Here is a 6,780-nt window from a genome sequence, read left to right as displayed (position 1 = left end):
GGTCGGGGGCGGTCAGTGCACGGCCTGCCTTCCCGAAGACGCTCTCGACCTCGGGAAACGACTTGATGATGCGATCCTGTGTCTGCATCAGTTCGGCCGCCTTCGTCACCGATATGCCTGGCAACGTGGTCGGCATATACATCAGCGTGCCTTCGTCGAGGTTGGGCATGAATTCGCTGCCGATGTGCTGGACCGGCCATGCGGTTGCCGCCAGGATCGCGACAGCGGCCAGGATGGTCAGCGTTTTAACCTTGAGGACTCCCGTGATCACCGGCCGATAAATCCAAATCAAAAAGCGGTTCAGCGGGTTCTTATGCTCGGGCACGATGCGGCCGCGCACGAAGAGGATCATCAATGCAGGAACAAGCGTGATCGAGAGAAATGCCGCCGCCGCCATGGCGAACGTCTTGGTGAAAGCGAGCGGCCCGAACAGCCGTCCTTCCTGAGACTCCAAGGTGAAGATCGGCAGAAACGACACTGTGATGATCAGCAGGCTGAAGAACAGCGCTGGTCCGACTTCGCTGGCGGCATCGACCAGTATCTTGATCCTTGGCTTGTCCGGTGGTGCACGTTCGAGATGCTTGTGGGCGTTCTCGATCATGACGATGGCCGCGTCGATCATCGCGCCGATGGCAATCGCGATACCTCCGAGGCTCATGATGTTTGCGCCGATGCCGAGCAGCTTCATCGCAATGAAGGCAATCAGAATGCCGACCGGCAGCATAATGATCGCCACGAGAGCACTCCGAACATGGAGAAGGAAGGCGACCGTTACCAGCGCGACGACGATGGATTCCTCGATCAAGGTGCCCCTCAGCGTCTCGATGGCGGACTCGATCAATGTCGACCGGTCATAGACCGGCACGATCTCCGTTCCCGCCGGGAGGCTGCTTTGAACCGAAGTCAAACTCTTCTTCGCGTTGTCGATGACGGTCAGAGCATTGGCTCCGAACCGCTGCAGCACGATGCCGCTTGCGACCTCGCCTTCGCCATTGAGTTCGGTAATTCCTCTTCGTTCATCCGGAACGAGTTCCACCTTGGCGACGTCGCCCAGCCTGAGCGGCGTGCCGCGCTGCGTCTTCAGCACGATGTTCTCAATATCGCTGATGCCCTTAAGATAGCCGCGTCCGCGCACCATGAACTCGAATTCGGAAAGCTCGATGGTTCGTCCGCCGACATCCGTGTTGCTGGCCCGGACCGCATTGGAAATGTCGTTAAGTGATAGACCCTGAGCCTTTAACCGAGAGGGATCAACGATGATGGAATATTGCTTCACAAAGCCGCCAACACTGGCAATTTCGGCAACGCCTTCCGACTTGGAAACGCCGAACCGCACGACCCAATCCTGCAATGACCGGAGTTCTGCGAGCGTGAGGTTCTTTGCGACGACAGCATACTGATAGACCCAGCCAACACCTGTGGCGTCTGGGCCGAGGGTCGGCGTCACGCCTTGAGGCAGGCGGCTCGACGCCGCGTTCAGATATTCCAGCACCCGGCTTCTCGCCCAGTAAGGGTCGGTGCCGTCCTCGAAGATCACGTAGACGAAGGAGACACCGAAGAAGGAGAAGCCGCGAACGACCTTCGACTTCGGCACCGTCAGCATCGACGTCGTCAGCGGATAGGTCACCTGGTCCTCGACCACCTGCGGTGCTTGGCCCGGATACTCCGTATAGACGATGACCTGGATGTCGGAGAGATCGGGAATGGCGTCGAGCGGCAGGGACCGTAGCGCATAGACGCCGCCCGCGACGGCAAGCGCTCCGCCGACGAATATCAAAACGAGATTGTGAGCGGACCAGGCGATGACGCGGGAGATCATGGCTTCACCTCATTCGGTGCCATGCCGCTCAGCGCCGAGTTTAGGTTGCTCTCGGCATCGAGCAGGAAGTTGGCCGCCACCACCACCTGATCGCCCGCTGCGATGCCTTTGGTGATCTCAGTCTGCTCCTCACCGCGCATGCCGAGAGAGACATCCTTTGGCTCGAACTTGCCGTCACCCTTGTCTATGAAGACGACCTGCCGGTTGCCGGTATCGATGATTGCACTGTTGGGCACGGCGACGACTGGTTTCTGTACGCCTGCTTCGATCTCGACGTCGGCGTACATGTTGGCCATCAGAATACCGTCCGGGTTTGGAAGCTCGATCCTGACTTTCGTTGTGCGAGTCTCCTGCTGGATTTCGGGATAGATGAGATCGACGGCTCCTTCGAAAGTCCTGCCCGGGAGGCTCCGAACCCTCACGGCAACCGGGACTCCCTTTTGAATGGAAGCCAGATCGAATTCCGGCACGTCGGCGATGACCCAGACATGGGAGGTGTCCGCAATCCGAAACAACGGATCACCCTGTTTCGCCATCATTCCGGTTGTCGCCATGCGTTCAAGGACGATCCCATTGCGGGGGGAAACATATTCGATGCTCGTTGGCACCTGATGCCTCTCGGCAATGCTCCGGATCACTTGGTCCGGTACGCCCAGGTTCTTCAGTCGAAGCGCCGAACCGGCATCGCTGTTGCGGAGATCGCCCTTCCCCGCAGCGAATTCAGCTCCGGTGGTGGCGATTTCCTTGGAATAGAAGCTGAAGAGGCTCTCTCCCTTGCCGATGCGGTCGCCAGTTGTAACGTTTGCCACGTCATCGACGAAAGCATCGGTGCGCATAGAGATGACGCTGATGAGCCGCTCGTCCAAGGTGACCGTTCCGGGCACCCGGATTTTGCGGGAGATGCTCGCCAGTTCGGCCTTCGTCGTTTTGACACCCGTGCGCTGCAGCTTGCCGAGCGAAACCTTGACCGTCGATGCGCCGGCCTGATCGCCTTCAAAGACGGGGATGTAATCCATTCCCATGGAATCCTTCTTCGGCACTTTGGAAGTGTCCGGAAGACCCATCGGGTTGCGATAATAAAGGACCTTGCGTTCTTTCGCAGGCGATCCCGACATCGACCTTTTCGGCTGGTCGGTCGTTTCGGCCGTTTTGACGCCTGAGGCTGTAAAGCTGATGTCTTCACTTTCGCGAACGGACACGAAATCGCGCCCGTCCGACGTTTTCTTAGGCTTGGCAGAATATTCGGGCAGCCCGTCCGGATGGCGGTAATAAATGACGGCCCCGGTCGGTTCAGGTTTGCTCGGCTGTGCTTCAGCGACGGACATGTCGAAAAGCCGGTGGAGTTGTTGCTTGCCTACTCCCTGGGCACCAGCCAGGTACGCTCCCCCGCCAACGAGGGCGAGGGAGGTAACGGCGGCCAGCCATGCTGCGGTCTTCACGGGGTGGCCTTGACGACGACTTCACCTGTGACGGTGTCGCCCTCGCCCTGAACTTTCGCCCCAAGCTGGAAGCGCCATCCGCCTTCCATGCCCAGATTGGTCTTGAACTTATAGATACCCGCCTGCCCGGAGGGCAGTTCCTCGACAGGCGTGGTCATCGTCTCCATGCCCTCTGGAGCCATGTCCATCAGGGTGGTGAAAATAACCGCGTCAGATACGGGCTGCCCGTTTCTTTTATCAACGAGACGAACAGAAACTTCGGCATCGGGTCCCTGTTTCACCTCTGCTGACACGAGCTGAAACTCGTAGTATTGAGGGCTGGCATAGGAAAACGTCGATGAGGCTGACAAAATGGCAATTGCAGCGAGGCTTCCTCGCGCAAAGTTCCTTGTGATTTTCATAGTTCACATCTCTATAGGCGGGCTACGCCCCCGCCAGGAAACAGGTAGCCGCACTCGCGCTCACGCGAGCAGCGACGGTCAAAGAGGATGAGAACTAGACGCGTGGTGGTCGTGCCGGAGGTTCCACCACGGCAGATGCTAAACCCGCATCATGACCCACTAGGAAGGACGGCGCTCCCGGATAAGAAACCGATAGGCTGGCGGCGTCTGAGGCTTGCACAAGAAGCATAGACGCGCAGATGAGCGCCAACGGGCAATTCTTCGAGCAGTCAATTGGCGGCTGCTTCTCGTCCGGACAGCAAGGCATCTCCTCGGTGATAGAAGCGGTATCCGCAGACGCCAGCGGCATGTCCATGCCTGCCATCGCGGCAGGTCCCGACGAGGCCATCGCGCTTTTCGCCACGCCCATACTCACCGGGCCAAGAATGACCCCGAGCATTGCAAGGACGCAAAACAGGCGTTGAATGGCGGCGACGAACTTCATCTGCCTATACTCGCATGCCACCTTGGCCGAAGAAAGCGGGCTCACGAAAATTTGTGCTATTTGCGATATCCGCGAAGCTCATTGTATTTGGCAATCTGCTCTGGCGTCAGGATCGCTTTTACCTCCAAGTGCGCTGAAAGATGAATCATTCGCAGGCGTGAGCGACTTTCCTCAGCGTTATCGATCAGGGCCGGTAGTTGGCTTTCCGCAACCGACCTGTTCTTGAAGACGGCATCAAGCTCGCGCTCGGCCGCCACGAACCTCTGCCCTTCCTGTATCGCGCGACGCTGCATGTCGGCGAATATGGACTGGACGCGATGAACCTGCTCTTGCGTAAGCCCGATTTCATTTTTCATCGCAAGCAGGTGCGATGGGCCCGGATACCCGTTCAGCTCGGCAGGTTTCGCAAGGCCCCAACCGCCCCCACGCATCAGTTCGTCGATGTCAGCTTCGGAAAGCGATTTGATCTGGCGTCCAGTCTCTTCGGTGTACGGCGACATCGTGTGGTGCTGGTGCTGTTCAGTCGCGAAGGCGGCATTCGAAAGAAGAACGACGGCGATAGTCGAAACAAACTTCATGAGGGTTCCTCAGGTGGACGCCCTCCACGCTTGCCCGCTTTCGCCCCGTAGGACATGATCGCTATCATGTCCGATCTCTTTCTCGACCATTTTCTGCAAATGTCGACAGGCAAAGCAACCTTTGCGGCCGGACAGCATATCTTCAATCAAGGTGACGCGCTCACATGGCTGTATCTGATGCGGGCCGGAACAATCCATCTTGTCCGACACCAAGCCGATGGGAACGTCGCCGTGCTTCAGCGGGCTTCGCCAGGCATGGTCGTCGCAGAAGCTTCCGTGTTCTCGTCCCGGTATCATTGTGATGCGGTCGCCGTAACGAATTCCGAGGCGCTGATCATTCCCGTAAATTCCGTCAGGGCGCTCCTCAGGAATGAGCCCGCATTCGCAGAAACCTGGGCTTCTTATCTGTCGCATCAGCTGCAACAGGTACGTAAGCGTGCGGAAATCGCGAGCCTCAAAACCGTTTCAGCGCGTTTAAACGCGTGGCTTGCTTGGAATGATGGGTTACTGCCATCAAAAGGTGAGTGGAAACACCTCGCTGATGAGATCGGAGTGTCGCCGGAAGCGCTTTATCGAGAACTGGCAAAGCGCGGCAAATCTTTTTCGCACAAGACTTCTTGACCTTCCCATGGTGGGAAGCCCCACATGTGAATGGCCGCAAATTACGGAGACGACCATGTACGAGTTCGAAATTCAGAATATGACCTGTGGACACTGCGCCGGTACGGTTGAAAAGGCGATCAAGGCTGCCGATCCAGCAGCGTCTGCCAGCATCGATCTTACTGCGAAGAGTGCCAAGGTCGAGACTAGAGTTGATCCGGCGACCATCAAGGCTGCAATCGAGAACGCGGGCTACCCCTCAAGTTTTAGGCAAATTTGACGGCGGCCGGAGCACCGGATTGAAGCGGTGCTCCGCTCCGACTCTCTAGGCTGCCTTGCTCGGTGCAGTCATCATTTCCTGCTTCACCGCATCAATCGACGGTCGCTCGTAGGACGAGATTATCCTACGCCCGTTACCATTTGGGTGCGCCCGTGGTGGACATAAAATTCAGCAGGGACCTTGTAGCATGGTCCTTACTCTCACCTCCGACGACGGCGACGCTGCTAAATGTGCCGCCGAGGAGAGGACGGAGCGAATCGATGCCCTTCAGGCTTCGTAGCCGACATACGCCATCATCAAGTTTACGCTATTGCCCTTCACGGTTTGCGGCAATCGCTGGCTCGATACGAAGATCGACTTCGTTTCCGCCAAGACCTGATCCAGGATTGTCGTGTCACCGGGGCAACTCATAGGTCTGGGGCGACAGTCGATATGCTTCTTCACAAAGCGGCGAACAAAACCACGGCCCCTGAGGGGCGGCCCGCCTATAGGATGAATACGGTGCATGCATCTTACACACCGGATCGATCCAGGCCGGGTCAGCCGACGGACCAAGCTCGATCTCATAGAGAGGGACTTCCCCGGCTACCGATCTAATCGCCACCATCCCGAGGTCTCGCACTAGAATACCTCTGGCGGCAGCCGCCTCGGCAATGGGTTGAGTGGCAAGCAATTGACCAGGCGATGCGAGCGCGGCGATGCGGGCAGCAACGTTGACAGTCGATCCAAAGAGATCGCCTGCTCTGCGGATCACCGGCCCATGGTTCAGCGCCGTCCGAGTAAGCGGTAGCCGCGATTCTTTACGGCATGCCTGCAACAGCGTTCCGAGTACCTGGATCGCTGTATCGGGCTCAGGAAACGAGAGCATTGCCTCATCGCCGATCCATTTGATCGGGGGCTCATAGCCGCTGAGGGCGTCGCGGACCATGCTTTCGAATACTTCAAGCACGTCAAGCGCAGCCGCGTCACCATACACGTCCGCAATAGCGCTGAAACCCGCGATATCTATGAACGCAACGGTGGCGGGAGCTTTATCCAAATTCTCTCGCTGCCTCACATCGCTCTCCTTGGCCCGAAGATTTGATCGCTAGCAACGCCGCATTCTCGCTCGCGTTCGCTTCCTAAGCAACGTCTGAAACTCATCGCCAACAATGAGTCCTTGACCTTCCCATCATGGGA

Annotated in this window: 8 protein-coding genes; 2 read left to right on the top strand and 6 right to left on the bottom strand. The window is 57.8% G+C overall.

Translation table 11 applies throughout. From position 1 onward, the window contains the following. The 5 genes from C9413_RS04725 to C9413_RS04705 form a co-directional block, all read right to left on the bottom strand. The coding region (locus C9413_RS04725) for a CusA/CzcA family heavy metal efflux RND transporter (RefSeq protein WP_170250229.1) at positions 1 to 1,819 on the bottom strand (1,819 nt) is incomplete at its 3' end. After that, positions 1,816 to 3,258 carry an efflux RND transporter periplasmic adaptor subunit gene (locus C9413_RS04720; protein WP_039845193.1) on the bottom strand — a complete coding sequence of 481 codons (1,443 nt, stop codon included), beginning with the start codon at positions 3,256 to 3,258 and terminating at the stop codon, positions 1,816 to 1,818. The genes C9413_RS04725 and C9413_RS04720, both read right to left, overlap by 4 nt. Beyond that, positions 3,255 to 3,659, bottom strand: a complete 405-nt coding sequence (locus C9413_RS04715) for a FixH family protein (RefSeq protein ID WP_039845194.1) — start codon at positions 3,657 to 3,659, stop codon at positions 3,255 to 3,257. Before C9413_RS04715 ends, C9413_RS04720 begins: the two co-directional genes overlap by 4 nt. A 94-nt stretch (positions 3,660 to 3,753) precedes the next feature. Continuing rightward, positions 3,754 to 4,143, bottom strand: a complete 390-nt coding sequence (locus C9413_RS04710; protein WP_170250228.1) for a hypothetical protein — start codon at positions 4,141 to 4,143, stop codon at positions 3,754 to 3,756. 56 nt (positions 4,144 to 4,199) lie between these two features. Then, positions 4,200 to 4,721, bottom strand: a complete 522-nt coding sequence (locus tag C9413_RS04705) for a periplasmic heavy metal sensor (protein WP_039845196.1) — start codon at positions 4,719 to 4,721, stop codon at positions 4,200 to 4,202. Between the two features lie 66 nt (positions 4,722 to 4,787). On the opposite strand from C9413_RS04705, the gene C9413_RS04700 reads away from it, so the two are divergent. Beyond that, positions 4,788 to 5,342 (top strand): Crp/Fnr family transcriptional regulator, encoded by a 555-nt coding sequence (locus C9413_RS04700; protein WP_246703693.1) that lies wholly within the window; start codon positions 4,788 to 4,790, stop codon positions 5,340 to 5,342. 55 nt (positions 5,343 to 5,397) lie between these two features. Further along, positions 5,398 to 5,601 carry a heavy-metal-associated domain-containing protein gene (locus tag C9413_RS04695; protein WP_039845198.1) on the top strand — a complete coding sequence of 68 codons (204 nt, stop codon included), beginning with the start codon at positions 5,398 to 5,400 and terminating at the stop codon, positions 5,599 to 5,601. A 394-nt stretch (positions 5,602 to 5,995) separates the two neighbouring features. On the opposite strand, the gene C9413_RS04690 is transcribed toward C9413_RS04695, so the two are convergent. Then, positions 5,996 to 6,658 (bottom strand): adenylate/guanylate cyclase domain-containing protein, encoded by a 663-nt coding sequence (locus tag C9413_RS04690; protein WP_039845199.1) that lies wholly within the window; start codon positions 6,656 to 6,658, stop codon positions 5,996 to 5,998. Positions 6,659 to 6,780: the final 122 nt, after the last annotated feature.

This window comes from Rhizobium sp. SEMIA 4085 (genome assembly GCF_013004495.1).
Taxonomy (GTDB): Bacteria; Pseudomonadota; Alphaproteobacteria; order Rhizobiales; family Rhizobiaceae; genus Rhizobium; species Rhizobium gallicum.
The sequence above is the reverse complement of the archived record's forward strand: the minus strand, read 5'-3'. Positions and strand labels throughout refer to the sequence as shown.